Genomic DNA, 25,705 nt, shown 5'->3' with positions numbered 1-25,705 from the left:
ATATGAAAAACACCTCACTAAATTACAAAGATGAAAATATCTTTAAATCAGCTGGCGGGCTGATTCCTACAGAAGTCTATCGTAGTATTCTTGACAATGTTCCTTTAATCTGTGTAGATCTTGTGATTGTAAAAGACAATAAAGCATTCCTTACTAAGCGTAAAAACAAGCCATGTAAAGATGTTTATTGGATGCAGGGGGGAAGGATGTTGAAAAATGAAGGAATAGAACAATGCGGAATAAGAAAAACTGCTTCAGAACTTAATATTCCGGAAGACAGAATAAAAATAACACAGTACCTAGGTACTTTTTCTACTGAATTCAGTGATTCAGAGCAGGGAGCTTCTTCACATACTGTAAATGTTACTTTTCAGGCAGAAGTTGATCCTGCTGTTTCTTTAGGATTTGATAATGATCATTCGGATGGAAAATGGTTTGATATCAATGGCTCTATTCCTGCTGAATTAGATGGAAAATATAAGCACCATCCGTATATTGCTGAGGTTTTGCAACTAATTGAACCTGATCGTGTTATTAAAACGGATAAAATAAAAGTATTAGTAACTGGAGCAAGTGGATTTATAGGCTCTCATTTAGGGAAAAGATTGATGCAGGAAGGATACTATGTGGTTGGTGCGGACTGGAAAAGTCCTGAATTTATGCATCCAAACGAATTCTGCCATGAGTTCCTTAGAGTAGATTTACGAACAATGAAAAACTGTATGGATGCTTGTGAAGGGATCGATTGGGTGTTTAACCTTGCTGCTGACATGGGAGGAATGGGCTTTATTCAAAGTAATCATAGCCGTATTGGATATAATAATACAATGATCAGTCTGAATATGCTGGAAGCGGCAAGGCATCACAATGTGCAGCGTTATTTCTATTCTTCAAGTGCCTGTGTTTATCCTCTGCATGTACAAGATGATTCTGAAAATACAGTCGGACTAAAAGAAAAAGATGCATGGCCTGCTTACCCACAAGATATCTATGGTTTAGAAAAGTTATATGGCGAAGAAATGGCCTTAAAATATTCGGAAGAGTTTCCTCAGTTACAAATCAGAATTGCAAGATTTCACGGAATCTATGGAGAACAAGGGACATGGAAAGGTGGAAGGGAAAAAGTACCTGCTGCATTTTGTCGTAAAGCTGCTGCAGCAGAATCAGTTTTCGAAATATGGGGAGATGGGGAACAGAAGCGCTCCTTCTGTTACATTGATGATTGCGTAGAAGGAGTTATACGAATCATGAAATCTGATTATAACAAACCGCTTAATCTCGGTTCTGAGGAAATGATATCGATGAATGATTTTGCGAAGCTTGTTATGGAAAAAGCAAACAAGCACCTGCCCTTAAAGCATATCGAAGGTCCTGAAGGGGTTCGTGGAAGAAATTCTGACAATACTCTTATTGAAGAAGTACTTGGCTGGAAGCCTTCTATTCCTTTAGCGACAGGGATAGAAAAAACATACAGGTGGGTAAAAGAACAGGTTGAGGCTGAAAGACAAATTGGTGTTAATACTTCAGTATACAGTGAATCAAAGGTAGTCATTACCGAAGCATCTGATATTAATGATTAAAAAAAACAATTACACCTGGAATAACTGGGCAGGAAATCAATCCTGCCTTTCTGAGAATTATTTTGAACCTGAGACAGAAGAGCAAATTATTGAAATAGTCCGGTTTTCAGGAAAGAATAAAAAAAAGATCAAAGTTGTTGGTTCAGGACATTCTTTTTCTCCCATTGCTGTCAGTAATGAAATTTTAATTTCATTAAAAAATTATCGAAAATTGATATCAGTGGATAAAGATACTGTTACCTGTCAGGGAGGGATGTATTTATATGATTTATATGATGTGCTAATATCAAATAAGTTATCGTTTCCTGATTTTGGAGTTATTAATAAGCAAACAGTAGCTGGAGCTCTTGCAGCCGGTACTCATGGCAGCAGTTTAATGCATAAAAGTCTTTCTGCGCAGATTGAGAAACTACGAATGATAACAGCGTCAGGAGATCCGGTAGAAATAACCAGAGAAACCAAATGGAAAATTGATGACGAAGAATTCAGTCTTTGGGAAGCGGCTTCTCTTTCGCTAGGATCTTTTGGTATTGTCACAGAGGTTACTTTAAAATGTGATCCTATTTTTTATCTGAAATCTGAAGAATCTGTTGTTGATTTTGATGAGTATCTGAAATGTATGGATGATTATGCCAGACGTTATGAATACTTTAAGGCGTGGTGGTTTCCGCATACGGATAAAGTATATTTATTTAAAGCGGAAAGAATTGAAGAAGAGCAGTGTCATAAAAAAGAACAATGGATAAAATACACGGAAGAACAAAGGAAACGTGATCTTCAAATTGATAAATTAACTTCTCCTTTATTTGTAAAAAGTAATGATGATTCTTCTTTAATTCCAGAAATCAATTCTTTTTGTCTGGATTATTTTTTCACTCCACGTACAAGAATAGGGAACTGTTTCGAAATATTGGTGCATGATGAAACTGTACCTATGGTTGTTTCAGAATATGGATTGTCCATGTTAGATGATAATCATAAAAAGGCATTAAAGAAATTCAGGGATATTTTAGAACAGTCTCAGCATAAACTGCATTTTCCTGTAGATCTCAGGTATACCGGTGCAGAAAATTCATATCTCAGCCCTGCTTACAAACAGGATACCTTTTATATTGGAATGTGTATAAGGGAATACGGTGAAGAAAAAATTCATCCATCAATGCAGTTGTTTTTTGATGTGATGAAAAAATATACAGCCTGTCCTAGCTGGGGAAAACTTTCAGATCTTTCAAAATCAACATGTGAGAAGGATTTTCCGGGCTTTGAAAATTTTAAAAAATTGCGGAATATTATAGATCCTGGCAGAATCTTCCTCAATGTATTTTTTGAAAGTATTTTTTGAAGCTGATGATGTCCTCAGGGGTATTTAAACAGGTGGATTAGTTCAGAAATAGAATTGTTTTAATGTAGGTGTACAGTAGAATTTCATAAAAAAGACCGTTTTCACGAGTTGTGAGACGGTCTTTTTCATTGGTGATTTTAAATTCTATTAAAATCTTTGTTGTTATTTTAAGTTAGATAGATAGTGATAAAAGCAAAAGGGATAGGTTGGCGTTACCCGTGCCTATACCTAATAACAACTGTTGAATAAGTACTCACGGATGGGAAAAACAAGTTTTGTTCAATCCTTCCAAATACTCCTAATGGCATTTGTAATGTTGCGTAGTTGTTTTCGTTATTTCCTATCATGTCGTCTGCGTTGATTATAGTACAATCATCACAAAGCCCATAAACTTGAAAATTCTGGTTATTTACATAAACCTGCTGTGCATACATTGTTGTGCTCGTAATGAGTATCAATAATAAGATCGAAATTGCCTTTCTGAGGGCGTTAATTGTTAATAAATAAGTTTTCATAAATTAAAATTTTGGGTTAGTTTTTTTTCTGAATCAAGGTTTTGAATATAAATTCTGAGTAAGATTTTAATAAAATTAAAAGAGATAATTAATATTAAAAACTCTACTGTTGGTGTTACAGTATGATCCTTAGTACAGCTTTTTAATGGGAAGCTGACCTGTGTAGAGCCGTTTGCATGGAGTGCTTTTCGATGGCTTACGGTTATAATGTTTTTCGTGAGTGGATTTTGCTAACTTTACAATATTAAATATAATAATGAATTAATAAATGTCAATTTTTTTGTATTTTTTAAATAAATTATAAAATAATACAATTATGAGTGGCAGTATTTAATATTTATAACGCAAAAGATGATCTCTCAATAATAAAGAAGGCGGGCTTGAATTTGGAATCATACAAAAGGATCTTGAAAAAACATTTCTTATTTTTGGTTTTATTATAATTAAAAACGTTACAAATCAGTTAATTACGTTGGGTTTGTTTCAGTATTAACTGCAGTTAAAGAACGGAGAGCTGAAATACTGAAATAGAAGAAACTAAAATCTTTAACAAAGAATCAAAAGTCAAATGGAATTGAGAAACAGTTCCTTACGGCAAATAGTAAAACATTGATGTTTATTTTGAAAAAAGAATGCCAAGCTCACTTTTTCAATTATAAAATATAAGCAGATTTCGGTCTGTTTTCTTTATACTTTTTTGACACTTTTTAACTTTCATACCTCGAAAAAAATCACGATATTTGTAAGTCTTTGCATATAGCAGGATTTTTAATATTTAATATGAGTCAAAAACAATATACAGCTAGTAGTATTCAGGCATTGGAAGGAATGGAGCACGTACGTATGCGTCCTTCAATGTACATTGGTGATGTGGGATTAAGAGGTCTTCATCATTTGGTTTATGAAGTAGTAGATAACTCTATTGACGAAGCGTTGGCAGGATACTGCGACACGATCTTCGTTGCGATTAAAGAAGGAAACGGAATTGAAGTTAGCGATAACGGTAGAGGTATTCCGGTTGACTTTCACGAAAAAGAACAAAAATCTGCTCTTGAAGTTGTAATGACAAAAATTGGAGCCGGAGGTAAGTTTGATAAAGATTCTTACAAGGTTTCAGGAGGTCTTCACGGAGTTGGGGTATCGTGTGTAAATGCACTTTCCAATGAAATGATCACTACGGTTTACAGAGACGGAAATGTTTATCAGCAGATCTATTCCAAAGGAAAAGCACAAACAGGTGTTGAAGAAATTGGAAATAGTGACAAAAGAGGGACAAAGCAGTTTTTCCAGCCGGATGATACTATTTTTACAGAATTAGTTTACAATTATGATACTTTAGCAACTCGTTTAAGAGAGCTTTCTTACCTTAATAAAGGGATTACAATTACCCTTACAGATGAAAGAGAAAAATTAGAAGACGGTTCTTTCAAGTCGGAAATTTTCCATTCTGAAGGAGGATTAAAGGAATTTGTTGCCTATATCGATGGAAACCGTGAATCTATTATGGAGCATGTGATTTTCATGGAAGGAGAAAGAGATAATATTCCGGTAGAAGTAGCGATGCGTTACAATACTTCCTTCAATGAGAACTTACACTCGTATGTAAATAACATCAATACTCATGAAGGAGGTACTCACCTGGCTGGTTTCAGAAGAGCTTTAACGAGAACTTTAAAGAAATATGCAGACGAATTGGGGCTTCCGGCAAAAGAAAAAGTAGAAATTACAGGAGATGACTTCCGTGAAGGATTAACCGCTGTAATCTCTGTAAAAGTAATGGAACCTCAGTTTGAAGGACAGACCAAAACGAAATTAGGGAATTCTGAAGTTTCTGGCGCTGTTGATAAAATTGTAGGGGAGATGCTTACTAACTTTTTGGAAGAGAACCCTAATGAAGCTAAAACTATTGTTCAAAAAGTAGTTCTTGCTGCAAAAGCAAGACAGGCAGCTAAAAAAGCCCGTGAAATGGTTCAGAGAAAATCTCCGATGGGAGGTTCTGGACTTCCAGGGAAATTATCTGACTGTTCATCAAAAGACCCGGCAGAATCTGAAATCTTCCTTGTGGAGGGAGATTCCGCAGGTGGAACAGCAAAACAGGGACGTGACAGACATTTCCAGGCTATTCTTCCATTAAGAGGTAAAATTTTGAACGTAGAAAAATCTATGCTTCATAAAGTATACGATAATGAAGAAATCAGAAATATCTATACTGCTCTTGGAGTTTCTGTAGGTACAGAAGAAGACAGCAAAGCATTGAACATGGTAAAGCTAAGATACCATAAGGTTGTTATTATGACCGATGCCGATATTGATGGATCTCACATTTCTACCCTGATTCTTACTTTCTTCTTCAGATATATGAAAGAACTTATTGAGAACGGATATATTTATATCGCTCAGCCACCTTTATATCTATTGAAGAGAGGAAACAAAAAAGTGTATGCTTATAACGAGAAAGAACGTGAAGAGTTTACATTAGAAATGTCTCCGGATGGTAAAGGTGTTGAAGTACAGCGTTACAAAGGTCTTGGAGAAATGAACCCTGAGCAGCTTTGGGAAACAACTCTTAATCCTGAACACAGAATTTTGAAACAGGTAACGATTGATAATGCTGTAGAAGCAGACAGTGTTTTCTCAATGCTGATGGGAGATGAAGTTCCGCCAAGAAGAGAATTTATCGAGAAAAATGCGAAATATGCAAAAATTGATGCATAAACGTTTTTAAAATATCATAAAAAAGCTTCTAATTATTTAGAAGCTTTTTCTATATTTGGGGTAACCCAAAAAAATAATAATATGTTAACTCTTTTACAAACGGACCCCTACAACGGGGCAGATGCGGTTTCAGGTGCAGCCGCTGCAGGATTAGGGATTGGATCAATGTTCATGAGTTTAATCGTATATCTGTTCTACGGATATTGTATGTTCAAGATCTTTAAAAAAGCAGGCAGAGAAGATGCCTGGGCTGCTTTTGTTCCAATTTACAATGCTGTTGTCATGTTGGATATTGTGAAAAAGCCAATATGGTGGATCATCTTATTCTTAATTCCATTCGTAAATCTTTATGCTGCTTGGGTTGTCAATGACAGACTGGCTAAAGGTTTTGGAAAAGAAACACCCATCTACACAATCTTGCTGTTTTTCTTTGGATTTATTTTTATTCCTGTACTGGGACTTGGAAGTGATACTTACGACAGTAAAAGAATCCCGAATGATTAAAGAAACAAAAACAAGACTTCAGAAATGGAGTCTTTTTTATTGGAAAGCTTTTGCCTGTAGAATTAATTGTACTCTTTTGTATAAATAATTCTACAGGTTTTGAATTATATGGAGTGTAATTTATTTTAAATTTGAAATCGCAGACAATATGAAATTTACCATTTCATATGAAAACATTTAATCTTAAATGATTGAAAAAGGAACATACACTCAATCCGTCATTTTTGTTTGTATATAGAAAACCTTTGATTATTTACAACCTTATTTAAGGTAGATTTAGGATAATACTTTTTAAGTATTAGTAGGGGCTCCATTGTATGGAGCTTTTTTTATTTCATTAATTTGGGAATTTATATTTTCTGTAAGTTGTTTTAAATCAGATTATTGGAATTTAATTTAATTAAAATCTGTTTTTCTTGAGTTATTTTTTTAAGTTTTCTTTAACAGTTATTAAGAATTTGTTATTTTTGCCCCAATATTAATAAACATGATGAAAATAGTATTTCTTGGGGCGTTATCAGCTGCTTCAATGTATTTTGCTCAAACCTATCCAGCTTCTTCAATTCCTGAAAATTTAAAGAAAAATGCCAATGTTGTCATCAGAAAAGATGTTACAACAGTTCAGATCAATAAAATTGATGAAATAAAGTACCAGTATAATACAGTAACTACGGTTTTAAATAAAGACGGTAATGAAAAAGCAGTGGCTTATATTCCTTATGACAAATCAAGAAGCATTTCTGACATAAAAGTTACCATATATGATGAATCCGGGAAAAAAATAAAAAGCTATTCCAAATCGGATTTTAGTGACTTTGCCAATAATACACAAGGCGTATTTTATTCTGATAACAGGGTTATGGTATTTACATATACTCCTGTTCAGTATCCCTATACAATTGATTTTTCTTACCAGTCTGAAAATAAGAATACTGTTTTTATTCCTGATTTTGTACCATTTTATTCTACCAATACTTCTTTGGAAGACGCGCAGATGAAGATTATCAATACCTCAGGAATTGATCTTCGAACCAAAATGTATCCGTCAAAGTATAATTATGCTTCAGTAATTGAAAACAGTAATGGGAATGAAAAAACATATTCCTACAAAAATGTTCCGGCAATAGATGATGCTTTGCTTATTCCGGAACCTGTTAAAATTTTACCTCATATAAGTTTTGCACTTGCGAAATTCAATCTGGCAGGAAAACAGGGAACTTTGAACAACTGGGCAGATTTTGGAACCTGGTATTATAACAATCTTGTTGAGCCGGTAGCGGTATCTACTCCGGCGATTAAGTCTGAAGTGGCAGCTTTACAGCTTCAGGGGTCTATAGAGGAAAAAGTAAAGAAGATCTACCAGTATATGCAAACTAAAACCAGATATATATATGTAGGACTGGGAATTGGAGGTTGGCTGCCAATGATGCCTGATGAAGTGCATAAAAAAGGATATGGAGACTGTAAAGGTCTTACCAATTATATGAAAACACTGTTGAATGAAGCCGGAATTCCCTCTTATTACTGCGTCATCAATTCAGGTCCTTCACAAGTGTCTTTTGATCCGGACTTTCCTAAGATGGGTGGAAATCATGTCATTTTAATGGTTCCCACAGAAAATGGAAATATATGGCTTGAAAATACCTCACAGCAAACGGCATTTAATCATTTGGGTTACAGTACCACAGACCGGAATGTACTTTCCGTAAAGAAAAATGGGATAGAATTGATTAATACTCCGGTATATTCTGCAGATCAGAATAAGGAAAAGCAAAATCTGAAAATAAAAATAGGCGAGGATAACAGTATTACAGGGGAAGGAAGCTTTTTCTATACAGGAAATCAGTATGATAATAATCTTGGATTTGTAAATCTTACTCCCAAAGATAAAAATGATGCACTGAAAAAAAGATTTGATGTTTTAAACTTTGAAAAAGTTGAAATGAAAAACTTTACGAATGACAAAGATAAAGCCGTTATCACCTATGATATAGATTTCAAAACCAATAATTATTGTAAAAATGCCGGGAACAGTCTTATTTTCAGAGCGGTCCCGATATTCTCAGATAACATTTACAAAACAGATGAGAATCGTGAGCTGCCTTTTGAAATCAGACAGTCTTTTGCAGATGAGTATGAAATCAGTTTTGTGATTCCCAAAGGTTATAAAACAGATGAAACCCCAAATGATACCAGTATTAATTCAGAATTTGGCCAGTATAAGCTGAGTTTTGTTAAAAACGGGGAAGAAATAAAAGTGGTAAGGAAGATCCAGATCAATAAAGGAGCATATCCAAAAGAGAAATACAATGACTATGTAGGATTCAGGAAAAAAATAATCAATATGGATAACTCAAAAATTTTAATCACAAAAATATAAATATGAAAAAAATAATAGTGCTGATCGTATGTTCAGCGAATGTAATGCTGATCAAAGCTCAGAAACATGAGTTTTTGAACCCGCCAAAGTTTTCCGATACAGATCTTTCTAAGCTCAAATCAGTATTGGATGAAAATGCGCCGGCGGAAATTTTATACAAATCAGCTCATTTTATACTGGATAATTCCACTGGAAATCTGCATAAAAAATATTTTTACAGGGTTAAAGTTTATGACAAGGACAAAGCAGAAGATTGGCTGAATCTGGAAGTCCCCCTTTATCAGTCAGGTACAGATAAGGAAACATTGGGGAAGTTCAAAGCTTTTACCTATAATCTTGAAAACGGAGCTACAGTTCCTGTAAAAGTTGAGAAAAGTTCACAATATAAAAGCAAAGAAAGTAAACATATCAATATCACTAAATTTGCATTTCCCAATGTGAAAAATGGTTCCGTATTAGAATACCAGTATGAGATCATATCACCGTTTGCATATATCATTCCTGAATTTCTGATTGAAACGGATACGCCGTCTCTTTATACGGAATATGTACTTGATGCTCCTATCAATGTTGCTTATAGTATCAATTATACAGGAGCCTTGGCACCTAAACATAGAACTATTGAGGATCAGACTATTTTTGGTGCTCAGTATAAAACCTATAGATTTGGATATGAAAATTTAAAAGGTTTCAAAACCGAAAAATTTGTAAGAAACGACAGGAATTACAGAACCAAAATAAGTGCGGAGCTTCATTCTACCAATTTTAAAGAGCTTAAGCAATACTCCTCCTCCTGGGACCAGATCAGTAAAAGACTGTATGAAAATGAAGATTTTGGTGATGAACTGAAGATGACAAAGTTGGCAAAAGACAATATGCCTGCAGGAGTGCTGGAGATGAAAACCAGTCTTGAAAAAGCCAATGCCATATTTTCTTATGTACAAAAAACATTCACCTGGAATAAAGAAAGAGGAATTTATACAGATAATGGTATCAAAAAGCTGCTGGAAACAAAAGTAGGAAACGCGGCGGAAATTAACCTGTATTTGGTTATGCTTCTTCGTGAGGCAGGGCTGAAGGCAGAGCCAATGGTGATTTCTACAGTAGATAACGGATTGATTAATCTGGTTTCACCTAATATCTCTAACATGAATTTTGTCCTTGCATCAGTGGGTATGGCTGAAGGGTATCATCTTTATGACGCTACTTCCAAACAGTCTTTAATAGATGAACTTCCTTTGCGAGACTGGAATCAGTATGGAGTTGTAATGACTAAGACTAAAGCGATACAGCTACAGATGGAAAACAGAAAGAAAAGCGACACTTTCCTGACTGTTGATGCAAAGCTTAATGACGACGGTAGTATTTCCGGTTCTTATTCAGATAAAGATACAGGCGCTATTGCGATGTATGTAAAAGATAATTATGATGAAAATCCTGAAAAATATAAAAAACAGTATAAAGAGAACTTCTCAGTAGATTTTACAGGGATTGATTCAAAAGTACTGGATAACGGAGATTTTGAAAGCACAATGAAGTTTTCATCCTCCAATCTGATAGACAGGATAGGGAAGAAGCTGATCATCAATTCCATGTTGTTTTTAAATAAAGCTTCCAATGAATTTGATCAGACTGAGGAAAGAAAATATTCAATTGACTTTGGAGCGCCTACCATGAAAGTCAAAAAAGTAATCCTTGAAATTCCTGAAGGGTATACGATTGAAGAAATGCCAAAAAACAAAAAGATCGTGACAGATGATAAAGAGATAGAATACAGTTATGCTATCGAACAAAAAGGGAATAAGCTAGAAATAACTTCCACTACGAAAATTGCCAGTGCAGATTATCCTAAAGAATATTATCCCGCATTCAAACAAATCTGGGGGGTAGCTTCCAAGCAGGAAAATCAGGTTATCAGCCTGGTAAAGAAGTGATTATGATTGCTGTTTGGCAGGTATTTCATTAATCTGAATAAATTTTTTTAAAAACCATTCATCTTTTGAATGGTTTTTGTATTAAATACCAAAAATTAAAATTATGAAAAATACGATTGCCGTTCTTGTACTTTCTTCATTCTTTGTTTTTACTGCCTGTAAGAAAAATGAAACGACAGAGACATCCACGGAGAAAAATGAAAATAAAAAAGCAGAAGAATTTATAATAGATTCAGTAATAGTAAAAGACTCCACTAAAGTTACAGATTCACTAAAACTTACTTATACTTCCAAGTTGCTGGTATTTCCCGGTATAAAAGATAAAAGCCTCTTAGACAGTATCTATTTCCAGAATAATAAAATAAAAGACTTTTCCAAGGCCGGACTTCAGGCTTACCTGGAGAATGAAAAAAATAATTATTTCAGTTCTGTAAAAAATGATAATAAAGATTGGGCTTCAGATGTTGCATATGCTCAGGACTGGTATTCCAGCTCTCACATGAATCTTATATCCAATACCAATGGGTATTTACATATTCAGTATACAGGAAGCGGATATGAAGGAGGCGCACATGATAATTATGGGTTTTCAGAAAGAATCTTTGATCTTAAAAACAATAAAAAATTAGAATTAAAAGATATTACTTCCACTCCAAAAGCTAAACTTGAAGCCATGCTGATGAAAAATATCGATAACATCAACAGCGGAACAATGGATGGAGACGGAAGTGTAAAAAATTCTGAAATGTTGTTAGTAGAAAAAATTCCAGCTTCAAACAACTTCTATTTTGATGACAAAAATCTGTATTTTCACTACAGTCCGTACGAAATTGCGGCATTTGCAGCAGGAGATATCACAATTCCTATTTCATGGGAAGAGTTGAAAGGCACCTTAAATGCAGAATTTAAAGAAAGAATGAAAATTAAATAACTTAATGCTTCCGGGTTCAGGAAGCATTTTCTATTTTTGCGGTAATGGAAAAAGTAGCTTTTATCATCAATCCTTTTTCGGCCAAAAAGAATTATCAGCCGTTTTTGAATGAACTTAAAAATAAGGTTGGTAATCCTTTGTATTACGTCTCCGAATCTATTCCGGGAACAGACGAATTTATCAAAACACATTTTGATAACGTTGATATTTTTGTAGCTATCGGAGGTGATGGAACTATTTCCACCGTAGCCAAGAATCTGATATCTACAGATAAAATACTGGCAATCTTCCCGGCAGGCTCAGGAAATGGATTTTCTAATGAAACCCGTTTCAGTAAGAATCTGGATGAGCTTTTAGAGAAAATAAAGGCCAAGCAATCCAGAAAGATTGATACATTTACCGTTAATGACAGGCTTTCCATTAATGTTTCGGGAACAGGTTTTGACGGGAAAGTGGTAAAAGAGTTTGAAAAGACCAGCCGCGGTTTCAAAAACTATATCAAAGTCTCATTGAAGACCTTCTTCAACTATCGACCTATCAAGGTTACTTTTTTTGATGAAGAATATAAGCAGTACAACGGGAGGTACCTGATGCTGAATGTCGCTAACACCCGTCAGTTTGGGAATAATGCCTATATCGCACCCAACGCAAGCAAAAGCGATGGACTGGTAGATATGGTTTTGGTTAAAAAATTTCCACTAACCTATTCTGCATTATTTGCTTTCAGAATGTTTACAAAGAGATTAAAGGATGATGAATATGTTACCTATCTTCCGGTTTCAGAAATTTCATTTAAAGTAAATACTAAAAACTGGCATCTTGATGGTGAATTTAATAAGATAGAATCACCGGTTCACGTGAAAGTACAACCGGCAAGCCTGAATATTCTGGTTTAAGTTCAAACAAAGTCTAAAATTGTAGGTGGATTATTTACCTTAGATGTTGGTTAAGTTTGTTGTTTCATTTATTATTTGTTTGTAAAGCAACGCCGATTATTAGTATTTACAGGTAAAAATTACTCTTCCAGCTGTTTTTCAATTTTAGAAGGATGATCCAAACAATAGTGTAACTGATCTTTATCTAATTGTTTTTCCCAATTAGCCACAACAACAGTTGCTACAGAGTTACCGATAACATTCGTTAAGGCACGGCATTCACTCATAAATTTATCAATCCCTAGAATCAAAGTCATTCCGGCGATTGGAATTTCCGGAACTACGGCTAAAGTTGCTGCCAATGTTACAAACCCCGCTCCGGTAACACCTGCCGCACCTTTTGAACTTAACATGGCGACTAAAAGAAGCATCAGTTGTTTTTCTATTGGAAGATGAATATTGAGAGCCTGCGCAATAAATAAAGATGCAAGAGTCATATAAATATTCGTTCCATCGAGATTGAAAGAATAACCTGTAGGAACTACAAGACCTACTATCGTTCGTGAGCAGCCTGCCTTTTCCATTTTCTCCATGATTCCCGGAAGGGCAGACTCTGAAGAACTCGTTCCCAAAACCAAAAGTAGTTCTTCTTTGAGATAAAATAGCAGTTTAAAGATATTAAACCCGTTGTACCAGGCTACTGCTCCTAACACCAAAATAACAAAAAGGAAAGAGGTAATATAGAAGGTAGCTACCAGAAATATAAGATTTAACACAGAATGAAGTCCGTATTTTCCTATGGTAAATGCCATTGCTCCAAAAGCGCCTATTGGGGCAAGTTTCATCAGAATATGAACGATTTTGAATATCGGGGCAGACAGATTCTGAAGAAAATCAGTTACTTTCTGGCTTTTTTCCTTTGTTAAAACCAATGCAACCCCCATTAAAATAGCTACAAGAAGGACCTGAAGAATATTATCACCTACCAAAGGGCTGAAAAGAGTTTCAGGAATAATATTCATAATAAATCCGGTAAGCGTAGATTCGTGAGCTTTCTCCTGATATTCTGAAACATTTCCGGTAAGCGTTGCTGGGTCAATATTTAAACCATGGCCAGGTTGTAAAAGATTTCCAACCACCAGCCCGATAATAAGAGCCAGGGTAGAGAAAGTGAAGAAATAAATCATTGCTTTTACAGCAATTCTCCCTACCTTTTTGAGATCAGTCATATGGGCAATTCCCAGCGTAAGAGTAATGAAGATTACCGGAGCGATGATCATTTTTACCAATTTGATAAAGCCATCTCCTAAAGGCTTCATTTTTTCTCCTGATTCCGGATAAAAGTGTCCCAGGAGAATACCAATACTAATGGCTATAATAACCTGAAAATAAAGCTGATTGTATATCTTTTTTGCTTTCAATGAACAGTCGTTTTATTTTTAAGGGTGAAAATTAATAAATTTCATCATGAAAACTGATAAAAGTCATAAAAATTAATCTGTAGCTTTAGATGTTGGCTGATATAAAAAAAGCTTCGGCTTCATTCCATATCGATAATCTTATCTTTAGAATGAAGCCGAAGCTATATTGAAGCATGAAAAGAATAATTATTCCACTGCTACAGAATCATCTCCGCGGCCGTCTGCAACAGCATGAATATTGCCGTTTTCATCCATAACAATCATTTCAGTTTTCCCAATCTGTTTGATCTTTTCAATGGTGTAATTTTTCTTTTGCAGCTCAGCAATAGTACTTTCCGGGAAGTTGTTTTCTACTTTTATGGTTTCCGGAAGCCACTGATGATGAAACTTAGGCGCGTTTACCGAAATATTCGCGTTTAGTTTAAAATCAACAACATTTACAATAGACTGATATACTGAAGTAGGAATAGTAGTTCCTCCCGGGGTTCCCACTACCATATAGGGTTTTCCGTTCTTAAGCAGAATTGTAGGGGTCATAGAAGAAAGCATTCTTTTATTTGGCTGAATGGCGTTGGCTTCTCCGCCTACTGCTCCAAACATATTCGGGACTCCCGGTTTAATCGAGAAATCGTCCATTTCATTATTTAAAAAGAAACCGGCTCCAGAGACTAAAACTTTACTTCCATAATATCCATTCAGGGTAGTTGTTACAGAAGCGGCATTTCCATCCTTATCAAGAACCGAAATATGAGTCGTTTGGGTGGATTCTTTAGGCTGTTCTATGATTTTTCCTACTTCTGCACTTGGAGTAGCCTTATTAAAGCTGAAGCTTTTCCATCTGCCTTTTAAATAGTCATCGGAGATCAGATAAGAGGTTTTATCCTGAATGAAATCCGGATCACCCATGTATTCAGCCCTGTCAGCAAAAGCTCTTCTTTCCGCTTCTGTCATGATTTGAACAGCCTGCGTAGAGTTTTGCTGGTATTTTTCAAGGTTTTCAAAACTTGCCATTCTCAACATCTGGGCAAGAAGCAGGCCTCCGCTGGAAGGTAAGGGCATTGAAACCACATTATTTCCTTTATATTCAAATTCCAGAGCTTTTCTTTCTGCAACTTTATAGTTTTTAAGGTCTTCTAAAGTAATGATTCCATTTCCTCTCTTCATTTCTGCAATAAGGAGGTCTGCTGTTTTACCTTCATAGAATCCCCTGGCTCCCAGTTTCTGGATCAGTTTTAATGTTTCAGCAAGATCTTTCTGTATTAAAAGATCTCCTGCTTTCCATGGAGCATCCTTTACAAAAACGATAGCCGATTTATTATGTTTCTTAAAATGTTCTCTATTATTGTTAAGCATATCAGCTTCCTGTTCTGTAATGGCAAATCCCTGTTCTGCCAGATCAATAGCGGGCTGAATGATCTTTTCCATCGGAAGTTTGCAGTATTTCATTGTAGCAAAGAATCCTGCGACACTTCCCGGAATACCTACCGCCAGGCGTCCGTTTTGAGACAGGTCAGTGTTGGCTTTTCCGTTTTTATCCAGATACATGTCCCTGGATGCTTTTTTAGGAGCGGTTTCTCTGTAATCCAGAGTGAATTTTTCACCATTATTTTTTACTCCCACTAGAAATCCGCCACCACCAATGTTTCCGGCCTGCGGATAGACTACTGCCAGTGCGTATTGAGTAGCTGTAATGGCATCGTAGGCATTTCCACCCATTTTAAGGATTTTAGCTCCAGCTTCACTGGCTAATGGATGTGCAGATACTACCACACCTTTATTCTTAACCTTTACTTCTTTTACAATGTTGATATCTGTAAACTGAGCCCAGCTAAGCTGGCTGGCTAATATGATCGACGCAATTAAGATCTTCTTCATATGATTGTTTTCTTTATAGCAAAATTACCGATTTTTATGTAAATCATTGGTGGTGATTATCTAATGAATATTTTTTTTGTTTTTTTTCTTCTGTTTAAAATAGTAAGATATATTCATGACGAGTTTTGCTGTACACTTATAAATGCAGTAAAGTGTATTTTTTTTTAAATTTCAAATTATTTGTATTAAAATTTAAGTTAAATTAATTTTAATTTATCAAATATTGCTTTTTATTAATTTATTGTTAATTGATATTCTGATTTAATTAATAATATTTATATTTTTATGGCATTATTTGATATATTTAAAAATACAAAATGAGAAAAAAATACCAAAAAATTACTTCTTTAGGGGTACTATTCTTTGTTTCAGCTAATGTATATGCCCAGACGGGTGATACCATAAAAGTGAAAACTGTAGATGAAGTAAAGATTACTGTGGGTTCCAGAAATAAAAGCAGAGTAGCTACAGATACACCGGTTCCCGTTGATGTTATCAATATTGGGTCACAATCTGTTCTTAGCCCACAAATGGATCTTAATCAGATCTTAAATTATGCAGCTCCCTCTTTTACTTCCAATTCTACAACTGTAGCAGATGGAACAGATCATGTAGATCCTGCTCAGTTGAGAGGATTGGGGCCGGATCAGGTGCTTGTATTGCTGAACGGAAAAAGAAGGCATACTTCATCACTCGTCAATATCAATGGTTCGCCGGGAAGAGGTTCGGTTGGAACAGACCTTAATGCAATTCCTGCTTTTGCTATTGAAAGACTTGAGGTACTGAGAGACGGTGCTTCTGCACAATACGGATCTGATGCCATAGCAGGAGTAATCAATGTCATCATGAAGAAAAATACAAATAATCTTACAGCAGCAATTACCGCTGGTGGGTTCAATTCAAAAGGAGCAAATGATCACCGTGGTGGTTGGGATGGAGGAAAATATCAGTTAGATTTGAATTATGGTACAAAATTGGGCACAACAGGATTTTTGAATTTTACGGCAAGTTTTCTGAACAGAGGAGCAACAGGAAGAGCGGGAACAGCTACGGGAGATATTTTTAATGCTTATAATGCAATTGAGCAGCGAGCTCTTGAAAACGGTGTTGATATCAATGCTTTATTTGGAAATATTAATGAAACACAAAATAAACAACAAATTGTTGGTTATATCCATCAATATGCCCAGGCAGTAAGTTACTTTAATGCGGCTCAACAAGCAGCAATACAAGGTGCTTCAACTATTCAGGATGTAAAGGATGCTAATGGGAATGTTACTCAGAGGGGATTACAGTCAATTTTGAATTTTGATGTGACTAATCAGGAATTGACTTACAGGGGACTTGAAAGAAATGATTTTAATATGCGCGTAGGACAGTCTAAGTTAGGATCAGGTCAGTTTTTTGTGAATTCTGAATTTGATATTTCTCCCTCCGTTCGCGGATACGCTTTTGGAGGTCTTTCTTACAGACAGGGAAATGCGGCAGGATTTTACAGAAGGCCCAATCAGAGCCGGACACCTACTTCACTTTATCCAAACGGTTTTCTTCCGGAAATTGCTTCTGATGTGATTGATCTTTCTTTAGCGGCCGGTTTTAAGGGGAAAGTTGGAAAGATAAGCTATGATATTAGTAATACCTTCGGACAAAATACTTTTGATTATACGATAAAAAATACGGCCAATACTTCGATGTTAGGCTCAAAAAAAAGCGAATTCAGAGCGGGAGGTTTGGGCTTTTTACAGAATACCATTAATGCAGATTTTGATACTAAGTTTGACTGGCTGAAAGGATTTAACGTAGCTTTTGGTGGGGAGGTAAGATTGGAACGGTATAAAATTGAAAGTGGAGAAGAGGCTTCGTGGGCTCTTTATGATATTAATGGAAATATACAGACTCCGGGAACTCTTGCTTCGTTAAAACCAACGGATTTTATGGGGGCAACAAGACCAGGAGGGGCTCAGGTATTTCCCGGTTTCAGACCAGAGAATGCATTGAAAAAAGGGAGAAGCTCTGTAGCGGCTTATCTTGATACTGAATTAGATGTTACGGATCGTTGGTTGCTGAGCGCGGCATTAAGATATGAGAACTACTCTGATTTTGGTTCTACATTTAATTATAAAGTAGCTACCAGATATAAACTTACCCATAATATCAATATCAGGGCTGCTCATTCTACCGGATTCAGGGCGCCTTCTTTGCAGCAGATTTACTTTAATGCAACAGCAACTCAATTTGTTGGAGGGACAGCTTTTGAGGTAGGAACCTTTTCTAATGATTCTAATGTGGCGCAGATTTTAGGAATTCCACAACTGAAACAAGAAGAGTCGAAGAGTTTTTCAGTAGGTTTTACAGCGAAAATTCCACAGGCTAATCTGACATTTACAGTAGATGGATATTATATTAAAATAAAAAATAGAGTGGTGTTAACGGATCAATTTTCTAGGCCTGCAGGAACTTTTCCAGCTGGGAGTCCTGAAAATAATCTTCAGCAAGGTTTTGACCGGGCGAATGCTAATGCAGCAACATTCTTTGCCAATGCTATTGATACCCAAACGAAAGGTGTCGAGGGGGTGATTTCTCACAGGTTTAAAGCTTCTGAAAAAGTATCTCTGAACACTGATTTAGCAGTAACGGTATCTAAAACTAATAGAGTGGGAGATATCCATGGTTCAGATATTTTGATTAATGCCGGGCAGGTCAACCGTTATTATTCTGAGACCAGCCGTGTTTATCTTGAGGAGGCAGTACCAAGGTTTAAAGCCTCGCTTAACAATTCTTTGGAATTTAATAATTTTAGTATTCTTCTAAGGAATGTGTATTTTGGTAAGGTTACTGACCCTAATACAACGGATGTAAATGGAGATGGAGTGGTAGACAGTAGTATTATTAATGGGCAAGTAGTGCCTACTGAGCACCCGGTATGGGCGGCTAAAATAATTACGGACCTTTCTGTTGGGTATAAATTTACAAAAGAACTTCGGGTAACTATCGGGGCGAATAACTTGTTGGATATTTATCCTGATAAAAATTATGGACCAAGGACTATAAAGACCTCACCAGGAGGGCCTGTGAATAGTATAGATCTCTCAAATCAGGATCAGTTTATATATTCTAGAAATGTTTCTCAGTTTGGAATGAATGGAAGATTTCTTTTTGTAAGATTGAATCTGAGTTTTTAAGGTGAGTAAAGTAATGGTATTGAGTGATAGTAGTTTATAATTGATTGTGAGTATTGTCATTTGATTTCAGATACTCTCATTTAAACTCAATCTTTATAATAATTTCCTATACAAAACCAAAGGTGTATTTTTAAATACACCTTTATTATTATGGTTGACATGTTTTTTTTACTTTTGTACAATTCTAAAAAAAAATCTGAAAATGGAATCCTATACGGAAAGAATACTGATTACGGGTGCTTTGGGACAAATCGGCACCGAGCTTACCAATAGACTTGTTGAAATTCACGGAGCGGAAAATGTTGTCGCTTCAGGTCTGGACAGATGGCAGGAGGGGATTACCTCTGCGGCTCACTATGAGAGAATGGATGTTACCAATACTCAATTAGTAAGACAGATCGTTAAAGATTATGACATTACTACAGTGTATCACTTAGCATCGCTTTTATCCGGAACATCGGAAAAGCAGCCTATTTTCGCCTGGAAACTAAATCTAGAGCCCCTTCTTCATTTTTGTGAAATGGCTAAAGAAGGACTTCTTAAAAAGATCTTCTGGCCGAGTTCTATCGCGGTGTTTGGAAAAGGAATTCCAAAGCATGATGTAGGACAGGATGTAGTACTGAATCCAACAACCGTGTACGGAATCTCAAAGATGGCAGGGGAGAAATGGTGTGAATATTATTTCGATAAACATGGAGTAGACGTAAGAAGTATCCGATACCCTGGATTGATCTCTTGGAAAACTCCGGCAGGTGGTGGAACTACTGATTATGCTGTTGAAATTTTCTACAAAGCAATTGAAGACGGAAAATATACAAGCTTCATTTCCGAGGATACGGGAATGCCAATGTTGTATATGGATGATGCAATCAATGCTACCTTAAAATTAATGGATGCTCCGAAAGAAAGTGTAACGGTTCGTTCATCTTATAACCTGGGAGGAATGTCATTTACTCCGAAAGAATTGGCTGAAGAAATCAAGAAAGAAATCCCTGATTTCAGCATTGAGTATAATCCGGATTTCAGACAGGCAATTGCAGATTCATGGCCAGCTTCCATTGATGATTCTGTAGCGAAAAAAGACTGGGGACTGACTTACGATTTCGGAATTTCTGAAATGACGAAAGATATGATCAAAAATCTGAAAGTAAAATTAGCTAAGAATTAATAATATAAAGTAATACTTTAATTGATTATTATTTTAACTTCTGATTAATAATATGTTATGTATTTTATCTAAAATTTAATTTAAATGATATTATTAACTTTTAACATCGCAAATATTGAGGCTGCTGCAAAAAACGGTGCCCATATTACTGATGAAGTAAGGTTGAAAATCACAGCAGAGAATACGAAGGCAATTCTTAGAATTTTAGATATTCATGATACGAAAGCCAGCTTTTTTGTGGAGGTTTCTCTCGCTGAAAAACTGCAGAATCTTATAAAAGCAATTTCATCCCAAGGGCATGAAATTGCTTTTTATAATAAAAGCTCAAGTCTTGAGGAAATTGAAAATGCCAAGAAGAACATTCAGGATCTTCTGGAAAAACAGATCAGGGGAATTCGTCAGAAAGATGTAAAAATTTCACAGGAAAGTCTGAAGCTTTTGGAGTTCAATTATGTCTCCAATATCGACAATGCAAATATCCTTTTTCCATTCAAACGTCTGAAAAGAGATACTGAAATTACAGAAGAGGACGGATTGAGTATTGTGCCGGAAAGTATCTCACCATACAGTCAGCTGCCTTACAATGATTTTGTATTCCAGATTCTACCGATGAAGTATTATCAGAATATGGTTATGGAGACATTGCAGAATGAAGAATTTGTTCTGATTTATCTTAATATCTGGCAGTTTACAGATTTCAATAAACATCGTTTTGATATTCCGTTTTACAGAAGTTTATTTTCGGGCAAAAAAATGGAGGACAAACTGGAAGCTTTTCTTTCCTTTATTAATGAAAGAGAAATGGCTACTTCCCGTATGAAAGATTATATATTTTAACATTTCGAATGATGATAAAACCTGTGTTGCAATTACCCAAAACCATCCGTTTTCTTAATGAGAATGAACTTCCGGGAAACAACCTGCCTGTCTTTAAAAGGTGGGAGGAGAGCAAGAACGCAAATATCGTTGAAGGGTATACTTTGGCTCTTAAAGATAATAATCCTGAAAATAATGCTTTGGGGTTCAGGTTTTATGCAGAGATTAATATAGATAATCCGAAGCTTTGGGCCTTGATGTTAGCATTGTCAGAAACCCTTCCTGATGAAGTTGCTTTTCTGTTTGGACATGTAGATTTTGACTTAAACTATGGGAATTATCAGGACAAAGAAGGAACGCTGGATTTTATTACCCAATATCAGTATGAATTAGCCGAAGATGCTTTTATCAATTATGGATTGATTTATCATGATGAAAAAACTCTTATTGAGGTATTTGTGGATGAAAGCAAATATGTTAAATACTGGGGAGTTGATGAAGGATGGTTCAGGGCAATAATGGAAGAATTCGGACTGAAAGAGGTAAAAGGACTTGAATTTGTAGATGAATATCCGAAAGTCCGCGAAGCTTTAACTGTTTTAGATGAAAAAGCACTTGATTCAAAGCCGCTTATTGAACTGTTTGCTCAAAAGTACCTTTAAACCAAATGCTGTTATTTTTGTTGGAAATGAGAATGTTCCGTATCTTATCTTCCTTTAGCTCAATTCGAAAAGAGTAATTTCCGGTAAAACGCCAACTCTTCCCGGGTATCCCAATACTCCGAATCCTCGGTTTACATACAGTAACTTTCCTTCACTTTCATAAAGGTCTGCCCATTTCGGATAGCGATACTGAACAGGTGACCATTTTACATTTTTAAGATCCAGTCCAAACTGCATCCCGTGAGTGTGCCCTGAAAGGGTCAGATGAATGTCTTTAGGGTGTTTTTTTACCACATAATCAAAATGGGTAGGGTCATGGCTCATCAAGATCTTTGTTGCGGATTCAGGAACCCCTTTTAAGGCATCATCAATTTTTCCAAACTGAGGGAAAGGTTTCAGTCCCCAGTTTTCAACCCCAAGGATGTAGATTTTTTCTCCGTTTTTCTCAATTACTCTATGTTCGTTTCTTAACATATCAAAGCCGGCCTGTTTTTCATAATCGATCAGGGTGTTAAGGTTTTTCTTTTTAGCATCAGGAGAAGGCCACGTTACGTAATCAGCATAATCGTGGTTTCCTAATACAGCAAACTTGCCGTCTTTAGCTTTAATTTGTGAAAATAAAGGAATGAAGGGTTTGAATTCATCGGCTACATTATTTACCATATCTCCGGTAAATAAAACGAGGTCAGGCTTTTGTTCATTAATAAGATCAACAGCATGTTGCAATTTGCTTGGGTCAGGAAAACTTCCACTGTGCACATCGGAGATCTGAATGATTTTATATCCCTTGAAACTTTTTGGGAGATTAGGGAATTTTACTTTCACTCTTCTTACTTTGTGACGGTATTTCCCAAATGTAATTCCGTCTATGAACAAGGCTGAAAGTACACCGCTCATTCCCAATCCTACAAGACTTAAAAATTTACGTCTTTCCGGAAAGAAATTTTCAGAAGGTTTTGCGAATCCTATCAGATAGCCTCCGAATCTGATAATGTCATCAATCAATAAAAATAAAACCACAAAAATTTTGGGAAGAATAAAAATCAAAAATAATGAAATCATAATTTGAGCTCTTGCAGTACTTCTGTCTGATCTTTGATAATGAGTGACCTCATAAGCAAAAATCCCATATACAGCTAAAGATAGTACCCAATATCCGATTCTTATCCATGAGTTATCAGTAAGAGTTCTGATAGCCTGATAAATATACACTTCCAGGAACAGGAAGATTCCGGCGATGATTAAAAAATTTTTTTGCATATTCTGATTCAAAAAAAGCACAAAAGAAGACTTCCTTTGTGCTTTTTATATATTTTAATTAAAATTATTTTTAAGGAAATCTGTAAACGATAGCATTGATGTTCATTCCGGCGCCTACCGAAGTCATGATAATGTTACCATTCTCTTTAAACGAATGACCTTCCATTTTTCCTTTAATTATTAAATCATACATAGTAGGAATGGTTGCAACAGATGTGTTTCCAAGGTTTTGAATCGTCATAGGAGAGATTGCGTGATCATATTCTTTCACATCATAAAGTCTGTGAAGTCTTTCGATCATTGCATAGTCCATTTTAGCATTAGCCTGGTGGATAAGGATTTTGTCGATATCTTCAATAGAAAGACCTGCATCTGTAATAGTGTCTTTGATCGCTACAGGTACATTTTTAAGAGCGTATTCATAAATTTTTCTACCTAACATTCTTACATACAAACGTTTTTGATCTACTTCTTTGTTGATTGAAGGTTGGTTTTCAAGATAGTTTAATTCAGGACCATTATCGCAAATTGTATTGTGAGCAATAATCCCTACATTTTCTTCATCTGTTGCTTTTACAACTACTGCACCTGCTCCGTCAGCAAAAATCATTCGGTTTCTGTCATAAGGATCAGTTACACGGCTTAATGTTTCAGCCCCAATAATAAGAATGGTTTTGGCTGCTTTAGCTTTAATCAGATTGTCCGCTAAAATCATACCCTCTACCCATCCCGGGCAACCGAAAATCATGTCATAGGTTACACATTTTCTGTTTTTAATCCCCAGTTTATTCTTCACTCTTGCCGCCATTGTTGGCATGAAGTCTGCGTAGCCGTTCTCAGTAACTTCCCCGAAATTACTAGCGTAAATAATGTAATCCAGTTCTTCGCCGTCTACTTTTGCATCCTCAAGGGCAATTTTTGCGGCTTTATAACCGATCTGTGAGTTGGAAAGATCATCCTCAATGAATCTCCTGTTTTCGATTTCTGTAATTTCTACAAACTTCGCAATGGTTTCTTCTACAGGCTTTTCAATCTTTACTCCGTCTTCAGTGTAGAACTCGGAATTCATGAAGTAATCTCTACCAATAACTCTGTTCGGGATGTAAGATCCAGAGCCAATAATGATCGTATTCGGCATTCGTTTATATGATTTTTTAAAGATGCAAAGTTAATAATTAATATTAATAACAGAGAATTAAAAATATTATTAAATTTGCAAAAATTGTACTTTACAATCTATGAAAAACAACCCATCCTTAAAAGGCTTACTTATTGCAGGTGTGGCGTTTATCGTTGCCTTTGGGATCTACTTCCTTTTTTTAGCCAAGAAGAATTATTATGTGGTAGATAATCCTACCCCGAACACGTATTACTTTAAAATCAATAATGGTTCTGAAGGAGTTATATCAGCGGGGCAGTATGTGCATGTGGATTTGAATAAGGGAAAAAACTCTATTCAGGTTTTCGATCAGAATAAAAAAATGCTTTATGATTCAGCATTTGAAGTAAACAAACTTCGTGGTCTGCTCAACATTGCTCATCAGGATTACTACGTGAATGACCAGTACTACGGGTATAACCTTAAAAAAGATTCGTTATTAACGGCTCTTGACAAAACCGTTATTGACGGAAAGGATTACTACGGAGGAGCAAAGCGTTTCAATAAGCTTTACACAGAAGATTTTTACTACAATGTAGATGAAGATTATGACAAAGTGATCAAGAATGTCCAGCAAGTGGAATCAAGATCAAAGGTTTTCAGAAAGCAGGATTACCTAAATTATTATAAAGAATATTACAAGTTTTAAGTTTTGACAAAAGATATCACTAAAGTTACTCCCTACAATTCGGAGGCTACTAAGAAGAGCCAGGTAGAGGATATGTTCGACAATATTGCGCCGAAATATGACCTTCTGAACCGTGTTTTATCCATGAAAATTGACATTTTATGGAGAAATAAACTGGTAAAATGGATGAAAAATGATAACCCGCAGGAAGTGCTGGATGTGGCTACAGGAACGGGAGATCTGGCAATTACCATTGAAAAAGGAACCGGTTCAAAAGTAGTTGGTTTAGATTTATCACAACAAATGCTCAATGTTGGCGTTATTAAAATAAAAAAACTTAAATTAGACGGCAAAATTTCCATGCAAAAAGGAGATGCAGAAAATTTACCTTTCGAGGACAATAGATTTGATGCTGTTTCCGTTGCATTTGGAGTAAGGAATTTTGAGAACCTTCCCAAAGGTTTGGCAGAGTTAAGAAGAGTAGTTAAAGATAACAAGAGTGTTTATATACTGGAGTTTTCAAAGGTTGAGGGTTTGATGGGACCATTTTATATGTTTTATTTCAAAAATATATTACCTGCAATAGGTAGGCTGGTTTCCAAAGATAATAGGGCGTATACATACCTTCCGGATTCTGTAAATGCTTTTCCTTTCGGGGAGAAGATGAAGCAAATTCTTTTAGATACGGGATTTAAGAAAGTTGAATATAAAAAATTAAGTTTAGGTATAGCCACAATTTATAAAGCAACAAAGTAACC

Annotated in this window: 19 protein-coding genes; 14 read left to right on the top strand and 5 right to left on the bottom strand. The window is 35.7% G+C overall.

The features are described 5' to 3' along the window. Positions 1 to 2: 2 nt before the first annotated feature. On the top strand, positions 3 to 1,580 hold the full coding sequence (locus M2372_RS07510; RefSeq protein ID WP_123319753.1) for an NAD-dependent epimerase/dehydratase family protein: 1,578 nt from the start codon (positions 3 to 5) through the stop codon (positions 1,578 to 1,580). Then, positions 1,573 to 2,922 carry a D-arabinono-1,4-lactone oxidase gene (locus M2372_RS07505; RefSeq protein WP_123319752.1) on the top strand — a complete coding sequence of 450 codons (1,350 nt, stop codon included), beginning with the start codon at positions 1,573 to 1,575 and terminating at the stop codon, positions 2,920 to 2,922. Before M2372_RS07510 ends, M2372_RS07505 begins: the two co-directional genes overlap by 8 nt. A gap of 212 nt (positions 2,923 to 3,134) precedes the next feature. On the opposite strand, the gene M2372_RS07500 is transcribed toward M2372_RS07505, so the two are convergent. Next, positions 3,135 to 3,437 (bottom strand): hypothetical protein, encoded by a 303-nt coding sequence (locus tag M2372_RS07500; RefSeq protein ID WP_123319751.1) that lies wholly within the window; start codon positions 3,435 to 3,437, stop codon positions 3,135 to 3,137. 780 nt (positions 3,438 to 4,217) lie between these two features. Between M2372_RS07500 and gyrB the strand changes: the two genes are divergently transcribed. The 6 genes from gyrB to M2372_RS07470 all read left to right on the top strand — a co-directional run bounded on the left by gyrB (position 4,218) and on the right by M2372_RS07470 (position 12,797). After that, positions 4,218 to 6,152, top strand: coding sequence for a DNA topoisomerase (ATP-hydrolyzing) subunit B (gyrB, locus tag M2372_RS07495; RefSeq protein ID WP_115971058.1), 1,935 nt, complete (start codon positions 4,218 to 4,220; stop codon positions 6,150 to 6,152). 81 nt (positions 6,153 to 6,233) lie between these two features. Beyond that, complete coding sequence (locus tag M2372_RS07490) at positions 6,234 to 6,656, top strand: DUF5684 domain-containing protein (protein WP_115971059.1); 423 nt, start codon at positions 6,234 to 6,236, stop codon at positions 6,654 to 6,656. 487 nt (positions 6,657 to 7,143) lie between these two features. Beyond that, positions 7,144 to 9,036: a DUF3857 domain-containing protein gene (locus M2372_RS07485; protein ID WP_123319750.1), complete on the top strand. Its 1,893-nt coding sequence runs from the start codon at positions 7,144 to 7,146 to the stop codon at positions 9,034 to 9,036. A gap of 2 nt (positions 9,037 to 9,038) precedes the next feature. Further along, the gene (locus M2372_RS07480; RefSeq protein WP_123319749.1) at positions 9,039 to 10,970 is read left to right on the top strand and encodes a transglutaminase-like domain-containing protein; all 1,932 of its coding nucleotides are present in this window, start codon (positions 9,039 to 9,041) and stop codon (positions 10,968 to 10,970) included. Between the two features lie 103 nt (positions 10,971 to 11,073). Continuing rightward, positions 11,074 to 11,901 (top strand): DUF3298 and DUF4163 domain-containing protein, encoded by an 828-nt coding sequence (locus M2372_RS07475; protein ID WP_123319748.1) that lies wholly within the window; start codon positions 11,074 to 11,076, stop codon positions 11,899 to 11,901. A gap of 44 nt (positions 11,902 to 11,945) precedes the next feature. Further along, complete coding sequence (locus tag M2372_RS07470) at positions 11,946 to 12,797, top strand: diacylglycerol kinase family protein (protein ID WP_115971063.1); 852 nt, start codon at positions 11,946 to 11,948, stop codon at positions 12,795 to 12,797. Positions 12,798 to 12,916: 119 nt separating this feature from the next. Here M2372_RS07470 and M2372_RS07465 read toward each other — a convergent pair whose 3' ends face one another. Further along, complete coding sequence (locus M2372_RS07465) at positions 12,917 to 14,197, bottom strand: dicarboxylate/amino acid:cation symporter (protein ID WP_115971064.1); 1,281 nt, start codon at positions 14,195 to 14,197, stop codon at positions 12,917 to 12,919. A 186-nt stretch (positions 14,198 to 14,383) separates the two neighbouring features. Beyond that, positions 14,384 to 16,072 carry a gamma-glutamyltransferase gene (gene ggt / locus M2372_RS07460; protein ID WP_123319747.1) on the bottom strand — a complete coding sequence of 563 codons (1,689 nt, stop codon included), beginning with the start codon at positions 16,070 to 16,072 and terminating at the stop codon, positions 14,384 to 14,386. 317 nt (positions 16,073 to 16,389) lie between these two features. On the opposite strand from ggt, the gene M2372_RS07455 reads away from it, so the two are divergent. The 4 genes from M2372_RS07455 (at position 16,390) to M2372_RS07440 (ending at position 21,900) form a co-directional block, all read left to right on the top strand. Then, on the top strand, positions 16,390 to 19,254 hold the full coding sequence (locus M2372_RS07455; protein WP_123319746.1) for a TonB-dependent siderophore receptor: 2,865 nt from the start codon (positions 16,390 to 16,392) through the stop codon (positions 19,252 to 19,254). 202 nt (positions 19,255 to 19,456) lie between these two features. Continuing rightward, on the top strand, positions 19,457 to 20,422 hold the full coding sequence (locus tag M2372_RS07450; protein WP_115971133.1) for an NAD-dependent epimerase/dehydratase family protein: 966 nt from the start codon (positions 19,457 to 19,459) through the stop codon (positions 20,420 to 20,422). Positions 20,423 to 20,506: 84 nt separating this feature from the next. Continuing rightward, positions 20,507 to 21,259: a polysaccharide deacetylase family protein gene (locus M2372_RS07445; RefSeq protein WP_123319745.1), complete on the top strand. Its 753-nt coding sequence runs from the start codon at positions 20,507 to 20,509 to the stop codon at positions 21,257 to 21,259. Positions 21,260 to 21,267: 8 nt separating this feature from the next. Further along, the gene (locus tag M2372_RS07440) at positions 21,268 to 21,900 is read left to right on the top strand and encodes a hypothetical protein (protein ID WP_148060771.1); all 633 of its coding nucleotides are present in this window, start codon (positions 21,268 to 21,270) and stop codon (positions 21,898 to 21,900) included. Positions 21,901 to 21,954: 54 nt separating this feature from the next. On the opposite strand, the gene M2372_RS07435 is transcribed toward M2372_RS07440, so the two are convergent. Continuing rightward, on the bottom strand, positions 21,955 to 23,160 hold the full coding sequence (locus tag M2372_RS07435; protein WP_123319743.1) for a metallophosphoesterase: 1,206 nt from the start codon (positions 23,158 to 23,160) through the stop codon (positions 21,955 to 21,957). A 70-nt stretch (positions 23,161 to 23,230) separates the two neighbouring features. Next, positions 23,231 to 24,298, bottom strand: a complete 1,068-nt coding sequence (locus M2372_RS07430) for a 3-oxoacyl-ACP synthase III family protein (RefSeq protein ID WP_123319742.1) — start codon at positions 24,296 to 24,298, stop codon at positions 23,231 to 23,233. Positions 24,299 to 24,398: 100 nt separating this feature from the next. Between M2372_RS07430 and M2372_RS07425 the strand changes: the two genes are divergently transcribed. Continuing rightward, on the top strand, positions 24,399 to 24,968 hold the full coding sequence (locus tag M2372_RS07425; protein WP_115971071.1) for a hypothetical protein: 570 nt from the start codon (positions 24,399 to 24,401) through the stop codon (positions 24,966 to 24,968). A 3-nt stretch (positions 24,969 to 24,971) separates the two neighbouring features. Beyond that, the gene (gene ubiE / locus M2372_RS07420; protein WP_123319741.1) at positions 24,972 to 25,703 is read left to right on the top strand and encodes a bifunctional demethylmenaquinone methyltransferase/2-methoxy-6-polyprenyl-1,4-benzoquinol methylase UbiE; all 732 of its coding nucleotides are present in this window, start codon (positions 24,972 to 24,974) and stop codon (positions 25,701 to 25,703) included. Positions 25,704 to 25,705: the final 2 nt, after the last annotated feature.

Source organism: Chryseobacterium sp. BIGb0232, from assembly GCF_024810195.1.
GTDB lineage: Bacteria > Bacteroidota > Bacteroidia > Flavobacteriales > Weeksellaceae > Chryseobacterium > Chryseobacterium pennae.
This window is presented reverse-complemented; position numbering and strand designations above follow the sequence as displayed.

What these genes read in the sequence shown, in the direction of transcription:
- M2372_RS07445 (WP_123319745.1), top strand. Translation starts at nt 20,507, where the DNA reads ATGATATTATTAACTTTTAACATCGCAAATATTGAGGCTGCTGCAAAA.
- M2372_RS07475 (WP_123319748.1), top strand. Translation starts at nt 11,074, where the DNA reads ATGAAAAATACGATTGCCGTTCTTGTACTTTCTTCATTCTTTGTTTTT.
- M2372_RS07480 (WP_123319749.1), top strand. Translation starts at nt 9,039, where the DNA reads ATGAAAAAAATAATAGTGCTGATCGTATGTTCAGCGAATGTAATGCTG.
- M2372_RS07470 (WP_115971063.1), top strand. Translation starts at nt 11,946, where the DNA reads ATGGAAAAAGTAGCTTTTATCATCAATCCTTTTTCGGCCAAAAAGAAT.
- M2372_RS07485 (WP_123319750.1), top strand. Translation starts at nt 7,144, where the DNA reads ATGATGAAAATAGTATTTCTTGGGGCGTTATCAGCTGCTTCAATGTAT.
- ggt (WP_123319747.1), bottom strand. Translation starts at nt 16,072, where the DNA reads ATGAAGAAGATCTTAATTGCGTCGATCATATTAGCCAGCCAGCTTAGC.
- M2372_RS07490 (WP_115971059.1), top strand. Translation starts at nt 6,234, where the DNA reads ATGTTAACTCTTTTACAAACGGACCCCTACAACGGGGCAGATGCGGTT.
- gyrB (WP_115971058.1), top strand. Translation starts at nt 4,218, where the DNA reads ATGAGTCAAAAACAATATACAGCTAGTAGTATTCAGGCATTGGAAGGA.
- M2372_RS07450 (WP_115971133.1), top strand. Translation starts at nt 19,457, where the DNA reads ATGGAATCCTATACGGAAAGAATACTGATTACGGGTGCTTTGGGACAA.
- M2372_RS07435 (WP_123319743.1), bottom strand. Translation starts at nt 23,160, where the DNA reads ATGCAAAAAAATTTTTTAATCATCGCCGGAATCTTCCTGTTCCTGGAA.
- M2372_RS07505 (WP_123319752.1), top strand. Translation starts at nt 1,573, where the DNA reads ATGATTAAAAAAAACAATTACACCTGGAATAACTGGGCAGGAAATCAA.
- M2372_RS07430 (WP_123319742.1), bottom strand. Translation starts at nt 24,298, where the DNA reads ATGCCGAATACGATCATTATTGGCTCTGGATCTTACATCCCGAACAGA.
- M2372_RS07500 (WP_123319751.1), bottom strand. Translation starts at nt 3,437, where the DNA reads ATGAAAACTTATTTATTAACAATTAACGCCCTCAGAAAGGCAATTTCG.
- M2372_RS07425 (WP_115971071.1), top strand. Translation starts at nt 24,399, where the DNA reads ATGAAAAACAACCCATCCTTAAAAGGCTTACTTATTGCAGGTGTGGCG.
- M2372_RS07455 (WP_123319746.1), top strand. Translation starts at nt 16,390, where the DNA reads ATGAGAAAAAAATACCAAAAAATTACTTCTTTAGGGGTACTATTCTTT.
- M2372_RS07510 (WP_123319753.1), top strand. Translation starts at nt 3, where the DNA reads ATGAAAAACACCTCACTAAATTACAAAGATGAAAATATCTTTAAATCA.
- M2372_RS07440 (WP_148060771.1), top strand. Translation starts at nt 21,268, where the DNA reads ATGATGATAAAACCTGTGTTGCAATTACCCAAAACCATCCGTTTTCTT.